Source organism: Pseudomonas sp. Pseusp49 (assembly GCF_059491875.1).
The window spans coordinates 2,454,035-2,469,094 of record NZ_CP168514.1 but is presented as its reverse complement, the minus strand read 5'-3'; the positions used below and the strand labels follow the sequence as shown (position 1 = coordinate 2,469,094).

The window sequence follows — 15,060 nt, the reverse complement described above, 5'->3', positions numbered from 1 at the left end:
CTAAGAAGATCGCAGCCTTCAGCAGCGCCTATCGGCACAGGTCACTTCTTCATCCCCACCCGCCGGCGCATTTCGGCAGTGATCGCCTGCCGGGTCTTGCGCATGTCCGCCCAGGGTTCATCGCCGACTTCAGCCAGTCGTTCAAGCGCGTTGTGCAGGTTCCACTGATTGCCGCCCTTGAGCTCGGCAACCTCTTGGCGAAAGATCGGCATCGACACCGGCAGGCCCTCACGGGTCCGGACGGCGTAGGCGCAGATGGTGGTCGCACCCAGGCCGTTGCGCAGGTAATCGATGAAGATCCGTCCGACCCGGTTCTTCGGTCCCGACACCGCCGAAAAACGCTCGGGCAACAGCCTGGCCATGTGGCTGACAATGGCATGGCTGAAGTCCTTGACCTCATCCCAGCCGAGCTTGCGGGTCAGCGGTACCACCACATGGATGCCCTTGCCGCCGCTGGTTTTCAGAAACGCCTTGAGCCCCAGTTCATCCAGCACCGACAGCGTCAGCTCAGTGGCCTCGATCATGCGTTTCCATGGCAGCGCCGGGTCCGGGTCAAGGTCGAGGACAAAACGGTCCGGCTTGTCGAAGTTGGCCGACGTGGCGTTCCAGGTATGCAACTCCACGGTACTCATCTGCACCGCGCCGATCAGCGCCTCGGCATTGTTGATCAGCATCATCGGCTGACCGGTGAGCTGCTTGTCCAGCGTGACGATGCCGGGGATCGCCAGGTGCTCGGCATTTTTCTGGAAAAACAGCTCGCCGGCGATACCGTCCGGTGCACGCACCAGTGCCACCGGGCGATCCTTGAGCTCGGGCAGGATCCACTCGGCGACACTCGCGTAGTACTGCGCCAGTTGCAGCTTGGTGGTGCCGCTGTCGGGGTCGATCACCCGGTCCGGGTGAGTGATGCGCACCTGCCCTGCTTCCAGGCCGATTTGCGAGGGTGCGGGGTCGGGCTTCTTTTGTGTCGCAGCGGTTTTTTTCGCAGTGGAGGTTTTCACGGTGTTCGCGCGCTCCTCGGTGATGTCTTGTGTCGGTTTGTCATCGCGCAGGCCATGGAAAACAGCATGGCGCACCGAGCCGTCCCGGGTCATTTCAGCGAAAGCCACTTCTGCCAGTAGCTTGGGTTTGAGCCAATGCACATCCCTGGCCTCGGCACCGCCGGGTGGATTGACCACCGACGGTTTTTTAACCTGCAACGGCTTGAGCTGCTCATGGAGGCTGCGCAGCGTCGCCTCGTTGAACCCGGTGCCGACTTTGCCGGCATAGCGTAACTCGCCACTGTCGCGGTCATGCAGCCCCAGCAGCAGTGCGCCGAAGGCATTGCGCGAGCCTTTCGGCTCGGTGAATCCGACGATGACGAACTCCTGCCGATGCTGGCATTTGAGCTTGATCCAGTCGCTGCTGCGCCGGGAGACATAGGGCGATCCAAGTCGCTTGCCGATCAAGCCTTCCATGCGCATCCGGCAGGCGCTGTCGAACAAGGCTTGTGGCTCCTCGCCAAACGACTCGGAGAAGCGCAGCAGCGGCTGGTCATTGGCCCTGAGCACAGTCGCCAGCGCGGCCCGACGTTCTTCGACCGGCACTTCGCGCAAGTCCACGCCATTGAGGTACGGCAGGTCGAACAGGTAGTAGAGAATGCCGTCGCTGCGCTGCGCCTCGAAGGCGTTTTGCAACGCCTGAAAGTCCGGCACACCCTGGTCGTCGGCCACCACCATTTCACCATCGAGCCACGCCGATTCCAGGCCCAGCGCGACCAGGGCCTGGGCCTGTCCTGGCAGTTTGTGGGTCCAGTCGTGGCCATTGCGGGTGATCAGCCTGACGTCACCGTGGTCGATGCGGGCCATGATCCGGTAGCCGTCGAACTTGATTTCGTAGCTCCACGCGCCGTCCGGGACCCTGTCCACCAGCGTCGCCAATTGCGGCTTGAGCAGGTCCGGCAACCTGGCCTTGCGGGCGCCGGTCAATGGCGATGGCTTTTCCTTGCGTATGCCGGCTGCCGCTTTCCTGACGGGTCTGGCGGCCGACTTCGAGGGTTTGTCGACGATGCTCCGGTCACTGAGCACACTGTCCGGTTCGGCGCTGAGCACGTCGTAGTCGCGTTGCGACCTGGCGGCGCCGTCCTGATGCTTGATCAGGAACCATTGCTCCTGCTTGCCCGACATGTGCGTACGCACCAGGTTCCACAGGCCGCCCAGCTTCTCCCCTTGTAACTCGAACTTGAGTCGCCCCTTGGCATAGGCCTTGGCAGGATCATCCTGGGGAATCCAGATGCCCCGGTCCCAGACGATGACGTCGCCGGCACCGTAATGCCCCTCGGGAATGCTGCCTTCGAACGTGGCGTACGCCAGCGGGTGGTCTTCTACATGCACCGCCAGGCGCTTGACCGACGGGTCCAGCGACGGACCTTTGGGCACGGCCCAACTCTTGAGCGCGCCGTCGAGCTCCAGGCGAAAGTCATAATGCAAGTGGGAGGCGTCGTGCTTTTGAATGCAGAACTGCAAGGCATGATCCCTGGCAGTTTTCTTGCGCGGGTGCTTGTCGGCAGCAGGCTCGGAAGTCGCCGAAAAATCACGCATGCGGTTGTAGTCATCGAGGTTGCGGGGCATGGCTCACCTGCTTCGCGCCAGGACGTCGGATGCAAACGTCTCTTAACCAAGCAGAGCCGGCGAGCGGCGCAATAATTCAATCGGCGTTGAAACGGCCCGGACGGACGGGCTTGCGGCGCGGGGTTGCGACCGCGCTCCCCTGTAGGAGCTAGCCTGCTCGCGATGGCGGTGTGTCTGGCACCCAGGATGCGGGCTGTGCCGGCCCCAGCAAGGTAGTAAGCCAACCTTAATTAAATAACCTGTAGTGAAACTCGCTGCCAAAGAAAATAATTATTGAATACAAGAACAAGCCTGCACACAGACTGATATTCATTACTTTCTCATACACCTTTCCGTTAGAACAATTATTGACTGCAATGATAGATAAAGTACCCACCGAGAGCAGAATCAGAGACAGCGCTGGCAATATAACCCCCAAGCCGTCGAACTCCAACAAGCTGGATCGCACTCGACTTCCATAAGGCAGCACGATGTGTTTGAAATAAATTGCATAACCGGCCAATGTTAAAAAAAAGACAGAAATAACGCTAAGCACAACCGTTAAGCGGAACTTTTGCGCCCTCGACACAATAGCTCCCACTCGCTTATGCCTTGATTTTCTGCATCTATAGCAGAGACCGCCTTTAATTCCTCTTGAGTTTTCTTCATTTATGGCACCGCAACACCTGCATTTTCTTGCTACTGGCTTAAATTTTCCACGAGCCATCAGTCAGCGCCCTTCGTTATATATAACTTGCCGCTAGCACTTCCTTGCTGCTATAGAGGGTAAAAGCCAGGCCAACACAAAGGTAATAAGAACGCCTTTTATTACGCACTAGAATCAAAGGACCAAAAGCCAAAAAATATACGCTACAAAAAGCAACGCTCCAGCAGAAATCCAGAGTGCCAACAACTTTCTCTTTAGACTTACTGGCAAATTCAACAACTCATCCTTTTCAATTAGACCACGCCTCTCGCAAAGTTTAGGACATAAAAACATCAATGCCACCGAACCATTTCTGACCGGCTTACCGAGCAATCCCAACCCGGATAACGCCTTACGATTACTTGCTACAAACTTACTCTTATCGAGGTAACTCTCTATCAACTCGGTAAACAGATAAGAAAACACATACATCCAGCACGAAGTCACCATTGCGAAAAAAATTATGAGAATTCCGATACTTGCCAATGCAATATCACTCATTGTTGCAATGACTCATAAACCACTTCACCTACCCATTCTCCAGCACTCTCGCCAACTTTGCCTCCCGCCCACGCACCGAGCCCACCGCCAACCACAGCACACCCCAGCATTCCAGCTCCCCCTGTAACGAATCCGATAGCCACAGCACATCCGAACGTAGACACAATACTACCAACATTGCCTCCCAAGGCTCCTAGTGCAAGACCTCCAGACAACTTACCACCCTCAACATATTTAGCTTTTCTGCATTCCGTTTCGCGCCCAGTCGTACATGCTGTGTAGATAGACGTTCCAGCTCCAGCCACACTGAGACCAACACCAAGATAAGCGCCTTTTTTCATGAGATTCGAAGCTTTCGCCACCCCATTAATAGTATCGGCATAACCTGTTATCACCCCTGAATGTAAATAGCTTTTCGTGGAGATCCCTAGCATATTTTTTATAGAGCCTAGATTACGCAGACCCGATCCATATCTGGCAAAGTGTTTAAGTTGACCATCAAGCCTTTCAAATAGCACCTTGCGTTTTGCGTAAAAATCACTTCGAGCCTGAGTTGTACCGCTTCTGAGGTAATCGCGATGAGCTGTTTCAATTTCTTCAAGGGTTTGTTTGATGCCATCAAGGTGCTTACTCCAGGCACCACTAACGCTACCCACCCCTATCGATGAGTACCCAAGTGCTTCTGTTATGAGCGTATGATTTTCGATTAAAAATCCATCACCTTGCACTCCATTGGCCATTAATGCCAAATGAACTTCAAATGCCTTCTTCATGTAGAACGCTTCTTCGGCCGTACACGAAGGTGTTGAATTATCACCTACGATTATCAGCTCACCTGGCAGCACTACCGCATTGACAACATGCACATTCAATACATCGAACTTCGACATTGAGTTTTTTGCCAAGCTGCAATGTCGACTTCAAATATGAATAAGGCTGCATTCTTGGATTTATGAAAGTCGCTGACATTCGTGGCGACCTCAGGAGTATTTTTTATTGTTGATGCGATCCCAACCACCCGCTACGTTACCTCCGCCGGCACCATCCGTTCGTTTTTGCTGGGTGTAGATTGTTTTAATGCGACCGTAATTCAAGCTGAGACTTTCAGTAGGCACGCCATCACTTGCATGTTGTGAGTAGCTTGAAATGATGACTTCTTCCAACGTGATCTCAAAATACTTCTGTTTCTCGCCTCCGGCGCGATGCAGTGTCAATACAACTTCCTTCAAATGGTCACCTGCACAGCTGATCTCTATGAGCTTACAACTGGCCTTGTCCAGATTCTTGGTGAACGTGAAGTCGCTAACGGTCGTGCGCCCCGATGAGGCGCCACCTGCCGAGCTGGCTGTAGCTGAAGTGCCTTGGTGAGTGCCGAAGCTGTATCCGGTAATTTCTATCCAGTCCTTGTGTTGCTCATCAAGCGCTTCGCCTGGAATACCTTCGATTTTGATAAAAGCATCAAACGCCATGAGACCGCTCCTTGGCAGGGTGGATTGTCTGGTTTTTAAAGGACCAGGAAATCTACGCCGCTCGGAATCAGCGATAACTCATTCAGCCATTGCCAAAAAACAGAATCAGATGTTTCCGACTCTGTTTCGGCAGTCGGTTGTAGGACGTTTCCCGCAGCAGACATTGCGTCCGCACGGATTGCTCTTTTTGGTGGGTTTCACTCGCGGAGTTAACGGTGGTGGGGTATTCAGCGGGACATGTGGATGCCTTGCGTTTTTCGCGGGCAAGCCCGCTCCCACACAGGGATTTTCAGTGCTTGCAGAATCTGCGTTGTGGGAGCGAGCCTGCTCGCGAAGCTTTAGGCAGTGCCCTTGGCCTGCTGCTCCAGATGCAATTGCAACTCCGGCTCGATCTGCAATGCCGCGGCCAGTTCATCCAGATAGTTGCGCTCGGCGTCCTGCTGGTCGTCCACCAGCATCACGCTGGCCAGGTACATCTCCGAGGCCATGCCGGGGTCGGTGGCCGATTGCGCCACTTCACTGGGGTCCAGCGGCTTGGCGACTTCATCGTCCAGCCATTGCTGCAATTGCGGATCGTCGGTGTGACGGCCGATTTCAGTGCTGATCATCTGCTTTTCGGATTCATCGATCCGGCCATCGGCCTTGGCCGCGGCAATCAACGCCCGCAGGATCGCATGGCTGTGTTCCTCGGCTTCCGGGCCGGCCAGCAAGTCCACGGTGCGCGGCGCTTCCTGCGGCGCCGACGCCTGGCTGCGCTGCCAGGCCTGGTATGCCTGGAACGCCATCATGCCGAGGGATGCCAGCGCCGCGTAATTGGTGCCGCCCCCGGAGCGGCTTTGCGGTGCGCCGCCCATCGGCGAGCCGCCGCCCAGCAAACCACCGAGCAAACCGCCCAACCCTGCGCCACCGCCGCCCGCACCCGCACCCGCACCGGCGCCACCGCCCAACAACCCGCCGAGCAATCCGCCCAGGTCGCCGAGCCCGCCTTGGGCCGACGCGCCACCGCCCCCCTGTTGCGCCATCGAGCCCTGGCCGGCGCGCAGTAACTGTTCGAGCAGATCGCTGGTGTTCATGACGCTTGTCCTCTTGGGAAGGGTTCTGTCCAGACAGGCAACGATAGACCTCGCAGACGAATGTGCCAGCGCCGTTGGGCTGACACGCCCGCGTCACGGCGGATTGTCCGGGGTATTTTTTTTCAGCGCGGCTAAGATTCATAGGTGGTGAACCTTATCCGCGGATACCCGGTCGATACCTGCAACCCGACCCGGTTGCCACCGTCCCTTATGTGGGGCGTCAACTGGCTTGCTTCATTTACTGGAGAACGCCCCTGTGATTTCAACCCTGTACATCGCCAGACTCAAAGCATGGGGCGCCCATGGTTTTACGGCCACCGGCGTGGTCACCGCTTTCCTCGCCACCCTGTCCCTGCTGGATAACCAGCCGACCCATTGCCTGCTGTGGCTGGGTGTCGCCCTGATCGTCGACGGACTGGACGGCGCACTGGCGCGCAAGGTCAACGTGCAGTCGGTGTTGCCGAGCTTCGATGGCTCGATCCTCGACCTGGTGATCGATTACCTGACGTATGTGTTTATCCCGGCGCTGTTCATCTATCGCTACATCCCGTTACCGGACTACACCCTGCTGCTGAGCGTGTCGCTGATTCTGGTGTCGTCGCTGTTCTGCTTCTGCAACGTCAACATGAAGAGCAAGGACAACTACTTCCAGGGCTTCCCCGCCGCCTGGAACGTGGTTGCCCTGTGCCTGTACATCATCGCCCCGTCGCCGTGGATCACCTTCCTGACCGTGATCGGCCTGGCCCTGCTGACCGTGACCCGGATGAAATTCCTGCACCCGTTCCGCGTGCGCCGGTTCATGCCGATCAACATTGCGGTGACGGCAATCTGGTTGCTGTGCAGCTTGTCGCTGGTGCTCAACCATCCGCTGATCAACCCGATGGTGATGGGGCTGTGGCTGCTGATGTCGGCGTATTTCCTCGGTATCTGCTTCTGGCGCACGGCGCTGGAGTGGTTCGACGAATCGCGGATCAAGTAGCCATGCCGGTCCATATCGTTCAACTGGGTTCGCCGCGTCGACCCGACGAAGGCTTGCGCCTGGGCACGGTACGCCGCCCTCCCCGTGGCGTACCGAAAGCCGAATTCGCCAGCCGGGATTTTTATGATGTCTGGCAGCCCTTGCTGGCACCCAGCGCGGAACTGGTGGCCGAAGCCAAGGCTGCACAGGATGCCAAGGCCTGGGAGGTGTTCAGGCGCAAGTTCAAGGTCGAGATGAGCCAGCCCGCAGCCAGCCAGATGCTGGACCTGCTGGCTGCGCTGTCTCACGGGACGTCCCTGGCCGTGGGGTGTTATTGCGAGGATGAAGCGCATTGTCATCGGTCGGTGTTGCGCGAGTTGCTGGCGGCGCGGGGGGCGAAGGTTGTTTAGTCTGCACCACCATCCAATGTGGGAGCGGGCTTGCTCGCGAAAGCGGTGTATCAGTCACAATAACTGCGACTGGAAGACCGTCTTCGCGAGCAAGCCCGCTCCCACATTGGACTTGTGGTCACTCAACGCCGCGTGATCACCACCTCCAGGTACTCACTCGGCACCACCAGCGACTTGTCGCCCGCCCGGTTCATCCGGTTGATCAGCTCGGTGAGGTCCGCTTCCAGCGCCTTGGCGCCATCCGCCGGCAGTGCGGCGAAGGCTTTGTGCACCGGTCCGTACCACTGGCGGAAGGTGTCGATGAAATGCGCCGCCGAGCGATAGCGGAAATTGAACGTGCGGCGCGTCACCTGCAGCAGGAATTCCCGCTCGTCGAAATGCTCGTGCAGCCAGGCTTCGGTGCCCCAGCGCGAGGGCGGATTCGCTCCCGGCGCAGGTGGCAGGTGCTGGCCCAGGGTCTTGAACATCTGGCCGACGAAGCCTTCCGGTGTCCAGTTGGCCAGGCCGATCCGCCCGCCCGGGCGGCAGACTCGCGCCAGCTCCGCGGCAGCCTTGGGCTGGTCCGGCGTGAACATCACACCGAACGTGGAAAGCACGGCGTCGAAGCTGCCGTCGGCAAAGGGCAAGGCTTCGGCATCGGCGACCTGGAAGGCGACATTCAGGCGTTCTGCCCGGGCCCGTTCTGCGCCACGCTCCAGCAAGGCGGCGACATAGTCGGTGGACGTCACCTGGCAGCCACGGCGCGCAGCCGCGAGGGTCGCGTTGCCGTTGCCGGCGGCGACGTCGAGCACGCGCTCATCGCACAACAGGTCGCAGGCTTCGGCCAGTTGCTCGCCGACGATTTGCAGGGTAGTGCCGATCACGGCGTAGTCGCCGCTGGCCCAGGAGGCCATCTGGCGGTTTTTCAAGGCAGTCAGATCAATGGGTGTACTCATGGAGGCAGTCTCTGGGTTGAAACACGTATCGGGCCTGATCGCGGTTACTCCGCTGTCGTCGGGTCGATGATGTTCATGACCCGGGAAATGCGGTTGGCGGGAAAACCACTGATCCTGGCGTGCTCCTGGATCTGCTCCTCGCTCGGCGAGATGTACACGCAATAGAGCTTGTCACCGGTGACATAGCTCTGCAGCCACTGCACCTCCGGCAACTCCCGCAAGGCCTGGCAGGACTTTAACGAAGCGGCTTTCAAATCCCTTTCCGACAGAGCTCCGGCGCCCTGGATCTCACGTTCAATGACGAACTTAGGCATGGCAACCTCTCTTTATTGTTCTGGATGGCAGGGCGCATTCACCCTGTGATCCAACTATCGTCCTGACGGGCGCTGGCGTCCTGCCCGATCGTCGCCCAAGCCTGCCCGATCGTCCGGAGATTCCACACGGCGCACCGACGCGTTCACAATCAGGAATCCTGTCATGGGGAAATCCCTATGGACGCTCTGTCACAGACCCTGCGGGTGGTGCACCTGGTCGGCGCGATCTTCATCAACGCCCGGTTCACCGCGCCCTGGTGCTACCAGTCGCCCAGCGCCGACACGGCCGCGCCGTTCCTGGAGCCCGATGCGGAACGGGTGGTGATCTTTCACCTGATCACCGAGGGCGAGTGCTACGTCGAGCTGGGCGATGACCCGCCGCTGCTGCTCAGCGCCGGCGACGTGGTGATCTTCCCCCAGGGCGACGCCCATCGCATGTGCTCCCGACCCGGATTGCCCCCGGCCACGGGTGCGCGACTGGATGCGGTACTGGCACGCCGGCCCCGCCAGCTGAGCTATGGCGGTGGTGGCGCGGTCACCCGCCTGGTGTGCGGCTACCTGGCGTGCGACACGCGCCTGGCGGGCATGTTGCTCAAGGGTTTGCCACCCGTGGTGCGTGTCAACGTGCGCGGTTCGAGTGCCGGCATCTGGCTGGAATCCTCCGTGCGCTACGCCCTCGCCGAAGCCCGCTCGCCCCGCCCCGGCGGCGAAGGGGTCCTGGCCAAACTCGCCGAGGTACTGTTCATCGAAGTGCTGCGCCTGTACATGAACGAACAGGGCGAAGGTCGCACCGGCTGGCTGGCCGGAGTACGCGACCGCATCGTCGGCGCCGCCCTCAACGCCTTGCACAAAAAACCCTGCCACGCCTGGACGCTGGACGAACTGGCGCGCACCGCCAGCACTTCAAGATCAGTGTTGGCCGAGCGCTTCCAGCAACTGGTGGGGGTGTCGCCGATGCAGTACCTGACGCAATGGCGGATGTTGCTCGCCGCCAACCTGTTGCGCAGCAGCAACAACTCATTGACGCGCATCGCCGAGGAAGTGGGTTACCAGACCGATACCGCCTTCAGCCGCGCCTTTCGGCGCGAGTTCGGTGCACCGCCGGCAGCGTGGCGGCGTGGTCAGGCGGCCTCGAATCACTTGAGCGGTCGCTGAACCGGCCGGGGCGACAGCACCGCCCAGGCCCGCTACTCTCGCTACCCAGCGACTGAACTCGGAAAGGACTCATCACATGACACCCCGCCTGGACTGGCTTGCTCGACATATGCAGCACAGCAACACCTTCGCTTCATGGATCCACCGGCAGTTCCACTACGAATACGCCGGACAGCCCCTGCCCGACTGGCAACGGGAATTCGCCGAAGGCCAGGACAATGGCGACTGGAAGTGCCTGATCGCCCTCGACCACGACGAACTGTTGGGCGGTGCGGCGCTGGCCAAGGCTGACCTGGCCCATCGCTCGGATCTGGGGCCCTGGCTCGCTTGTGTGTTCATCACTCCCGAGGCACGCGGCAAGGGCCTGGCGGAGCGTTTGATCGAAGGGGTTTGCGCGCAAGCCAAAGCCAACGGCGAGAAGAGGATCTACCTGCACACCCAGGACCAGAGCGCTTATTACGCCAGGCGTGGCTGGGTTGTGCAGGAGCGTTTTCAGGCATGGGAAAAAGATCAATGGCTCATGGCGCGAGACCTGTGAGCCATTGATCAAGCCGGTTACGCCGCTGGCGCGCTGGCCTTGGCCTCCTCCAGCAACTGCTGGATCACTTTCTCCTGCGTGTCGTAGCTGCCTTCGCCGAAGTGGGTGTAACGCACCTGCCCCTTGGCATCGATGATGTAGTGCGCCGGCCAGTACTGGTTGTCGAAGTTGCGCCAGATCGCGTAGTTGTTGTCGATCGCCACCGGGTAGGTGATGCCGTATTCCTTCACCTTGTCCCTGACGTTGTCGATGATGCGTTCAAAGCCGTATTCAGGCGTGTGCACGCCGATCACCACCAGCCCGTCCTTTTCGTATTTCTTCGCCCAGTCCTTTACGTAAGGCAGGGTGTGCTTGCAGTTGATGCAGTCGAAGGTCCAGAAATCCACCAGCACCACCTTGCCTTTGAGGGCTTCGTTGGTCAGTGCCGGTGAGTTGATCCAGTCCACCGCGCCGGACAAGGACGGCATCGCGCCCTGGGCGTTGCCCATGGGGCTGTCGGCCTGGACCTTGCTGACCAGGTAATCGACGACTTTCGGCACGGTCTCCAGCACGTCTTTCTCGATACGGCTGACACCTTGCGATGAGGTGTTGGCCAGCAACAGGTCATTGGCCCCCGTTGCGATCACCGCCGCACCGGCCAGCACCGCAACCCCGGCGCCCCGGCGCAGCCAGCCGGTGACCGGAATCGACGGCTTCAAGCGATTGACCAGGCCGCGACCGGCAAAGATCAGGACGCCCAGGGACAGCGCACTGCCCGCGCCATAGGCCACCAACAACAGACTGGTACCGGCGTTCGCGCCCTGCAGCATGGCGCTGGTCAGAATCACTCCGAGGATCGGCCCGGCGCAGGGTGCCCAGAGCAGCCCGGTGGCGACACCGATCATGATCGACGCCAGCGGCCCGGACATCTTGCGCGAGTCCGGGTCGATGCGATTGCCCAGCAGCACGAAGGGGCGCGCCAGCCAGTCACCGACCCGGGCGGAAATCAGCGACAGGGCAAACAGCACCATGACGAACAGGGCGACGTGGCGCCCGGTGTTGCTGGCCTGTATCACCCACTCAGTGCTGACCACGGCCAGGCTGGAGACCAGGGCGAAGGTCAGGACCATGCCGCCGAGGGTCAGCAGGATCGAGGCGCGTGCGCGGTCGGCCCCGGCGAACAGGAAGGGCACGACCGGCAGGATGCACGGGCTGAGGACGGTCAATATGCCGCCCAGGAAAGCGATGAGTAACATGGGATCACCTAATACAATTCAGAGGGCGACACACAATCAATGTGGGAGCGGGCTTGCTCCGGGCGGCGTTCCGACGAAAGCGTACATTCAGCCAGCGATGATGCGGCTGACACACCGCCTTCGCGAGCAAGCCCGCTCCCACATTTGAACGATGATGTTTGGCTTCAAGCTGTCTGTTCATCCAGCAACTGCCCCTGAGGCGTGCGGCTGGCACCGTTCTCGGCGAGCATCTGGCCTTGCGGCGTACGGCCGGAACCGTCTTGCGCAAGGAAACCCTGGGTGCCCTTCTCTGCCACGGGCGTCAGCTGGAAGCAGGTGTTGCTGCCGCAGGCGCTTTGCTCGACAGAGGCGTTGGCATGGGCTGCCGCACCGGCGACGGAGAAGGCGATGGCGGTGAGAAAGCGGGATACGTTGTTCATGATGTCCTTCCTGATTCAATGGGATTAGGCGGTCGTTGATCGCAACACTCAGTTTTCCGAGTTGCAGTGGTCGGCGAACTTGCTGTAATCCAGCACCTGGGTTTTCGACTGGGAGTCGAGGTACGTCAGCCGTGCATTGACCACACCGCAGGAAGGCGTAGCGTCCTCGGTCAGCGAAACCACTTTCCTGATGTCAAGATGGCTGCCGTAGGTGTAGGTTTTTGGCGCAACATCGGCTTCGGCGCGGGCCGACAGGGTGCAAATGTTCAGGGCGGCAAACAGGCAAGCGGCGTAGACGGCTTTGGTGTTCATGGCGAGTTCCTCAAGGTTTCAACAGTTCGTTGGGCCGAGGCGCTCTGGTTTGCCTCGATGGAACCCATTAAAAGCCTGCGAGGTATCTCGTCTGTGTCGAGAATCGGCGTGAATCAATCGGTACGTATCAGAACCGCGTGCAGATACAGAGCAATACAAAACCCCCGGAAATCGGCTTTTTTGCCTTTGTGTGTATCCCCAGGCAGGCCGGATACACTGCAATACAAAGGGCGGCAGGCGACCCCGCCCGGGCTCGATAGACTGTGTGGCATTCCCCATTCATCAGAGGTTTGGCCCAATGGATCACGTTGATCACATCCTCATCGTTGACGATGACCGCGAAATCCGCGAGCTGGTAGGCAACTACCTGAAGAAGAACGGCCTGCGCACCACCGTCGTGGCGGATGGACGGCAGATGCGCGCGTTTCTGGAAACCACCCCGGTGGACCTGATCGTGCTGGACATCATGATGCCCGGGGACGATGGCCTGCTGCTCTGCCGCGAATTGCGCGCCGGCAAACACAAGACCACGCCGGTGCTGATGCTCACCGCGCGCAACGATGAAACCGACCGCATCCTCGGCCTGGAAATGGGCGCCGACGACTACCTGGTCAAACCCTTCGCCGCCCGTGAACTGCTGGCGCGGATCAACGCGGTGCTGCGGCGCACCCGCATGTTGCCGCCGAACCTGGTGGTGACCGAAGCCAGTCGCCTACTGGCCTTCGGCCGTTGGCGCCTGGACACCTCGGCCCGCCACCTGCTCGATCAGGACGGCACCATGGTCGCCCTGAGCGGCGCCGAATATCGATTGCTGCGGGTGTTTCTCGACCATCCACAACGGGTGCTCAACCGCGATCAATTGCTCAACCTGACCCAGGGCCGCGACGCCGACCTGTTCGACCGCTCCATCGATCTTTTGGTCAGTCGCCTGCGCCAGCGCCTGCTCGACGACGCCCGCGAACCGGCCTACATCAAGACCGTGCGCAGCGAAGGCTATGTGTTTTCCCTGCCGGTGGAAATCCTGGGCGATCAATCATGACGGGGGCGTTGCATTGGCCGCGGACCCTGGCCTCGCGGCTGTCGCTGATTTTCCTGATCGGCCTGATCCTCGCCCAGGCATTGTCCTTCGGTGCGCAGTACTACGAACGCTACGAATCTTCGAAAAACACCATGCTCGGCAACCTGGAAACCGACGTGTCCACCTCCATTGCCATCCTCGACCGCCTGCCCGCCGATGAACGAGCCGCCTGGCTCAAACAACTGGAACGACGCAACTACAGTTACCTGCTCAACGAGGGTTCGCCGGGCACGCCGATCCGCACCGACATGCCCGATGCGCCCATTGCCATCGCCTCGATCAAGGACGCCATCGGCCACGATTACCCGATGACCTTTACCGACATCCCCGGGCCGAAAAAACACTTCCAAGTGCACCTGAACCTGGCGGATGGCAGCCCGCTGACCATCGACCTCCGCCCGGCGATGGTGCCGCTGTCGCCCTGGCTGCCCATCGTGTTGCTCGGGCAACTGGCGCTGATGCTCGCCTGCTCCTGGCTGGCGGTCAGAATCGCCATCCGCCCCCTCACCCGCCTCGCCGACGCCGTCGAAACCCTGGACCCCAACGCCCACCCCGTGCTCCTGGACGAAAAAGGCCCGACCGAAGTCGCCCACGCCGCCAAGGCCTTCAACGCGATGCAGGCACGCATCGCGGCGTACCTGAAGGAACGCATGCAATTGCTCGCAGCGATCTCCCACGACCTGCAAACCCCGATCACCCGCATGAAACTGCGCGCCGAGTTCATGGACGACTCCAGCGAAAAAGACAAACTGTGGAACGACCTGGGCGAGATGGAACACCTGGTACGCGAAGGCGTCGCCTACGCCCGCAGCATCCACGGCGCCACCGAAGAAAGCCGCCGCACCGACCTCGACTCGTTCCTCGACAGCCTGGTGTTCGACTACCAGGACATGGGCAAGGACGTTCAGCTCACAGGCAAGAGCACCACCGTCATCGACACCCGCCCCCACGCCCTGCGTCGGGTGCTGGTCAACCTGACGGACAACGCATTGAAATTTGCCGGAGCTGCCGAGATGCGCGTGGAAAAACAGGCCGACGGCAAGCTGTCGATCAAGATCCTCGACCGTGGCCCGGGAATCGCAGAGGAAGAACTCAAGCACGTGATGGAGCCGTTCTACCGCGTGGAAAACTCCCGCAACCGCAGCACCGGCGGCACCGGGTTGGGACTGGCGATTGCCCAGCAGCTGGCGATAGCGATTGGAGGGTCGTTGACCTTGAGCAATCGGGAAGGTGGGGGGGTGTGTGCGGAACTGAGATTGCCGGGGTAGGAAGGATTGGTTGGGGGGTGAGGATGTGGGGCCAGCTGTTGAAAATGGTCGGCTGGCAGGCCGCCTTCGCTGGCAAGCCAGCTCCTACCTTTGATTTTTGA

At 60.0% G+C, this 15,060-nt stretch carries 16 protein-coding genes; 6 read left to right on the top strand and 10 right to left on the bottom strand.

Features of this window, described 5'->3' with window-relative positions:
- Positions 1-41 precede the first annotated feature (41 nt).
- From ligD to ACEN83_RS11210, 5 genes are all read right to left on the bottom strand, one after another.
- Positions 42-2,609, bottom strand: a complete 2,568-nt coding sequence (gene ligD, locus ACEN83_RS11230) for a DNA ligase D (protein ID WP_495580296.1) — start codon at positions 2,607-2,609, stop codon at positions 42-44.
- 820 nt (positions 2,610-3,429) lie between these two features.
- Positions 3,430-3,795: a hypothetical protein gene (locus tag ACEN83_RS11225; RefSeq protein WP_218479987.1), complete on the bottom strand. Its 366-nt coding sequence runs from the start codon at positions 3,793-3,795 to the stop codon at positions 3,430-3,432.
- Complete coding sequence (locus tag ACEN83_RS11220) at positions 3,792-4,685, bottom strand: hypothetical protein (protein WP_495580295.1); 894 nt, start codon at positions 4,683-4,685, stop codon at positions 3,792-3,794. The genes ACEN83_RS11225 and ACEN83_RS11220 overlap by 4 nt, the downstream gene beginning before the upstream one ends.
- A gap of 90 nt (positions 4,686-4,775) precedes the next feature.
- Entirely contained in the window at positions 4,776-5,264 is a 489-nt protein-coding gene (locus ACEN83_RS11215) for an Hcp family type VI secretion system effector (protein WP_495580294.1), read from the bottom strand.
- Positions 5,265-5,602: 338 nt separating this feature from the next.
- A complete protein-coding gene (locus ACEN83_RS11210; RefSeq protein WP_495580293.1) occupies positions 5,603-6,337 on the bottom strand; it encodes a tellurite resistance TerB family protein in 735 nt (244 codons plus the stop codon).
- 256 nt (positions 6,338-6,593) lie between these two features.
- Between ACEN83_RS11210 and pcsA the strand changes: the two genes are divergently transcribed.
- Positions 6,594-7,316, top strand: a complete 723-nt coding sequence (gene pcsA, locus ACEN83_RS11205; RefSeq protein ID WP_495580292.1) for a phosphatidylcholine synthase — start codon at positions 6,594-6,596, stop codon at positions 7,314-7,316.
- Between the two features lie 2 nt (positions 7,317-7,318).
- Positions 7,319-7,705: a DUF488 domain-containing protein gene (locus ACEN83_RS11200; RefSeq protein WP_495580291.1), complete on the top strand. Its 387-nt coding sequence runs from the start codon at positions 7,319-7,321 to the stop codon at positions 7,703-7,705.
- Positions 7,706-7,827: 122 nt separating this feature from the next.
- Here ACEN83_RS11200 and ACEN83_RS11195 read toward each other — a convergent pair whose 3' ends face one another.
- Both ACEN83_RS11195 and ACEN83_RS11190 read right to left on the bottom strand, forming a co-directional pair.
- The gene (locus ACEN83_RS11195) at positions 7,828-8,640 is read right to left on the bottom strand and encodes a class I SAM-dependent methyltransferase (RefSeq protein WP_495580290.1); all 813 of its coding nucleotides are present in this window, start codon (positions 8,638-8,640) and stop codon (positions 7,828-7,830) included.
- 44 nt (positions 8,641-8,684) lie between these two features.
- Complete coding sequence (locus tag ACEN83_RS11190; protein WP_007978346.1) at positions 8,685-8,954, bottom strand: DUF4242 domain-containing protein; 270 nt, start codon at positions 8,952-8,954, stop codon at positions 8,685-8,687.
- Between the two features lie 177 nt (positions 8,955-9,131).
- Here ACEN83_RS11190 and ACEN83_RS11185 point away from each other — a divergent pair, with 177 nt between their 5' ends.
- Both ACEN83_RS11185 and ACEN83_RS11180 read left to right on the top strand, forming a co-directional pair.
- Complete coding sequence (locus ACEN83_RS11185; protein WP_102701710.1) at positions 9,132-10,109, top strand: AraC family transcriptional regulator; 978 nt, start codon at positions 9,132-9,134, stop codon at positions 10,107-10,109.
- A gap of 76 nt (positions 10,110-10,185) precedes the next feature.
- The gene (locus ACEN83_RS11180; protein WP_495580289.1) at positions 10,186-10,647 is read left to right on the top strand and encodes a GNAT family N-acetyltransferase; all 462 of its coding nucleotides are present in this window, start codon (positions 10,186-10,188) and stop codon (positions 10,645-10,647) included.
- Between the two features lie 17 nt (positions 10,648-10,664).
- Here the strand turns inward: ACEN83_RS11180 and ACEN83_RS11175 are convergent, their stop codons facing one another.
- The 3 genes from ACEN83_RS11175 to ACEN83_RS11165 form a co-directional block, all read right to left on the bottom strand.
- Entirely contained in the window at positions 10,665-11,882 is a 1,218-nt protein-coding gene (locus ACEN83_RS11175; protein ID WP_495580288.1) for a cytochrome c biogenesis protein DipZ, read from the bottom strand.
- A gap of 164 nt (positions 11,883-12,046) precedes the next feature.
- Positions 12,047-12,301: a hypothetical protein gene (locus ACEN83_RS11170; protein WP_495580287.1), complete on the bottom strand. Its 255-nt coding sequence runs from the start codon at positions 12,299-12,301 to the stop codon at positions 12,047-12,049.
- Between the two features lie 48 nt (positions 12,302-12,349).
- Positions 12,350-12,613, bottom strand: a complete 264-nt coding sequence (locus tag ACEN83_RS11165; RefSeq protein ID WP_007978355.1) for a DUF2790 domain-containing protein — start codon at positions 12,611-12,613, stop codon at positions 12,350-12,352.
- 298 nt (positions 12,614-12,911) lie between these two features.
- On the opposite strand from ACEN83_RS11165, the gene ACEN83_RS11160 reads away from it, so the two are divergent.
- Both ACEN83_RS11160 and ACEN83_RS11155 read left to right on the top strand, forming a co-directional pair.
- Positions 12,912-13,652 carry a response regulator gene (locus ACEN83_RS11160; protein WP_102701714.1) on the top strand — a complete coding sequence of 247 codons (741 nt, stop codon included), beginning with the start codon at positions 12,912-12,914 and terminating at the stop codon, positions 13,650-13,652.
- The gene (locus ACEN83_RS11155) at positions 13,649-14,959 is read left to right on the top strand and encodes an ATP-binding protein (RefSeq protein WP_495580286.1); all 1,311 of its coding nucleotides are present in this window, start codon (positions 13,649-13,651) and stop codon (positions 14,957-14,959) included. The genes ACEN83_RS11160 and ACEN83_RS11155 overlap by 4 nt, the downstream gene beginning before the upstream one ends.
- Positions 14,960-15,060: the final 101 nt, after the last annotated feature.

Excerpts from the sequence above, each read along its gene's own strand:
- ACEN83_RS11215 (WP_495580294.1), bottom strand. The coding sequence starts at position 5,264 with ATGGCGTTTGATGCTTTTATCAAAATCGAAGGTATTCCAGGCGAAGCG.
- ACEN83_RS11165 (WP_007978355.1), bottom strand. The coding sequence starts at position 12,613 with ATGAACACCAAAGCCGTCTACGCCGCTTGCCTGTTTGCCGCCCTGAAC.
- ACEN83_RS11185 (WP_102701710.1), top strand. The coding sequence starts at position 9,132 with ATGGACGCTCTGTCACAGACCCTGCGGGTGGTGCACCTGGTCGGCGCG.
- ACEN83_RS11155 (WP_495580286.1), top strand. The coding sequence starts at position 13,649 with ATGACGGGGGCGTTGCATTGGCCGCGGACCCTGGCCTCGCGGCTGTCG.
- ligD (WP_495580296.1), bottom strand. The coding sequence starts at position 2,609 with ATGCCCCGCAACCTCGATGACTACAACCGCATGCGTGATTTTTCGGCG.
- ACEN83_RS11190 (WP_007978346.1), bottom strand. The coding sequence starts at position 8,954 with ATGCCTAAGTTCGTCATTGAACGTGAGATCCAGGGCGCCGGAGCTCTG.
- ACEN83_RS11170 (WP_495580287.1), bottom strand. The coding sequence starts at position 12,301 with ATGAACAACGTATCCCGCTTTCTCACCGCCATCGCCTTCTCCGTCGCC.
- ACEN83_RS11200 (WP_495580291.1), top strand. The coding sequence starts at position 7,319 with ATGCCGGTCCATATCGTTCAACTGGGTTCGCCGCGTCGACCCGACGAA.
- ACEN83_RS11175 (WP_495580288.1), bottom strand. The coding sequence starts at position 11,882 with ATGTTACTCATCGCTTTCCTGGGCGGCATATTGACCGTCCTCAGCCCG.
- ACEN83_RS11195 (WP_495580290.1), bottom strand. The coding sequence starts at position 8,640 with ATGAGTACACCCATTGATCTGACTGCCTTGAAAAACCGCCAGATGGCC.
- ACEN83_RS11220 (WP_495580295.1), bottom strand. The coding sequence starts at position 4,685 with ATGTCGAAGTTCGATGTATTGAATGTGCATGTTGTCAATGCGGTAGTG.
- ACEN83_RS11160 (WP_102701714.1), top strand. The coding sequence starts at position 12,912 with ATGGATCACGTTGATCACATCCTCATCGTTGACGATGACCGCGAAATC.
- ACEN83_RS11225 (WP_218479987.1), bottom strand. The coding sequence starts at position 3,795 with ATGAGTGATATTGCATTGGCAAGTATCGGAATTCTCATAATTTTTTTC.
- ACEN83_RS11210 (WP_495580293.1), bottom strand. The coding sequence starts at position 6,337 with ATGAACACCAGCGATCTGCTCGAACAGTTACTGCGCGCCGGCCAGGGC.
- ACEN83_RS11180 (WP_495580289.1), top strand. The coding sequence starts at position 10,186 with ATGACACCCCGCCTGGACTGGCTTGCTCGACATATGCAGCACAGCAAC.